This window comes from Duganella sp. S19_KUP01_CR8 (genome assembly GCF_036688705.1).
Taxonomy (GTDB): Bacteria; Pseudomonadota; Gammaproteobacteria; order Burkholderiales; family Burkholderiaceae_D; genus Rugamonas.
In genome coordinates, this window is the sequence record NZ_JAQQPR010000073.1 from 1 (window position 1) to 1,624 (window position 1,624).

Consider the following 1,624-nt stretch of genomic DNA (forward strand, 5'->3'; position numbering starts at 1 on the left):
GCGCAAGCCGGCGCCGCGCAGGCGCAGACCGGCACGCCGTCGCCGCCCGACACCAGCGGCGCCACGCCGGTCGCCGCAGTGCCGGTGGACGCGCCGCCGCCGCAGGGCATGCGCCGTTACAAGGTCAACCTGCCGCCGTCGGCCAGCCTGGACATGGACGTGGCGCGGGTCGACGCCGACGGCACCAAGTGGAGCGGTTCGGCCGTCATGACCTGGCGTACCGACGGCAGCAACTACCAGGCCTCGGCCGAAGCGGGCATCAGCCTGCTGATCACCCGCCTCAACGCGCTGGTGATGCGCAGCGTCGGCACCATCGACGATTACGGCATCGCCCCGAACACCAGCACGCAGAAGCGCGGCCGCCGCGCCGAGACGGCGACCCATTTCAACCGCGACGCCGGCACCATCACCTTCTCGGCCACCGAACGCAGCTACCCGCTGATGGTGGGCGCGCAGGACATGGCGACGGTGCCGTTCCAGCTGGGCGGCATCGGCCGCGCCGACATCAACCAGTTCGGCAGCGATATCGAGATGCAGGTCGGCGACGACCGCGAAGCGGCGCTGTTCCGCTTCCAGCTGGTGGGCGAGGAAGAACTGAACACCAAGATGGGCAAGGTGGTGACCTGGCATCTGAGCCGGCCGCCGCGCCCCGGCAGCTATTCGTCGCGGCTGGACATCTGGCTGGCGCCGGGCCTGAACTGGTACCCGGTCCAGCTGCGCAATACCGAAGCAAGCGGCGCGCTGACGACGCAAACCGTCTCTAAAATCACGATGACAGAACCCGGAAAATAATATGCATACTATTTACACCAAGCGCCTGCTGGCGTTGAGCGCCGCCATCCTGCTGAGTTGCTCGGCCCACGCCGCCGAAGCTCCGGCCGGCGAGCACCCGAGCGTCAAGCGCCCATACAGCCTGCCTCCGTCGGCCGACCTCTCGTACACGATCAAGGCCAAGCAGCACGGCTTGAGCATAGGCGGCACCGCCACCGTACAATGGCGCGCCGGCGACGGCAAGTACTCGGTCGCCACCGAAAGCCGCGCCGCGCTGTTCGGCAAGATCCTGGAAAACCGCAGCGAGGGCGCGGTCGACGACTTCGGCCTGGCGCCGGCCACCTTCTACGAAAAGCGCTTCCGCAAGGACCCTAGCACCACCACCTTCCAGCGCGACGCCAAGACCATCACCTTCAGCGAAGGCGACGAGAGCTACCCGATCAAGGGCGGCGAGCAGGATCGCACCAGCATCCAGTGGCAGCTGGCGGCGCAGGCGCGCGCCACGCCGGACAAGTTCAAGCCGGGCAGCGAATGGAAGTACTTCGTAGCCGGCCGCCGCGACGCCGAGGTGTGGAGCTTCAAGGTGATGAAAAATGAGGCAGTGCAGATCGGCACGGGCGAGGTCAACGCCGTCCACCTGGTCAAGGCGCCGCCGCCGGACGCGCAGGGCCAGCAGGTCGACCTGTGGCTGGCGCCGTCGATGGACTGGACCCCGGTACGTGTGCGCTTCAACGACAACGATGGCGACTTCGTCGACCAGACACTGGAAAAGGCCGTGAAAAAGTAAGCTGAATGATCCGGGGTCAGGTCCCCCATTTGTGCACGAGCTCTGCTGTAGTTGTCGCTACAGCAG

At 66.8% G+C, this 1,624-nt stretch carries 2 protein-coding genes; both read left to right on the forward strand.

Going from position 1 to position 1,624, the window contains the following annotated elements; all coding sequences use genetic code 11:
• The coding region (locus tag V6M89_RS30360; protein WP_332856710.1) for a DUF3108 domain-containing protein at window positions 1-792 on the forward strand (792 nt) is incomplete at its 5' end.
• 1 nt (window position 793) lies between these two features.
• On the forward strand, window positions 794-1,558 hold the full coding sequence (locus V6M89_RS30365) for a DUF3108 domain-containing protein (RefSeq protein WP_332856711.1): 765 nt from the start codon (window positions 794-796) through the stop codon (window positions 1,556-1,558).
• Window positions 1,559-1,624 lie beyond the last annotated feature (66 nt).

Bases quoted from the DNA above. Each gene is read 5' to 3' on its own strand.
- V6M89_RS30365 (WP_332856711.1), top strand. From the start codon at position 794: ATGCATACTATTTACACCAAGCGCCTGCTGGCGTTGAGCGCCGCCATC.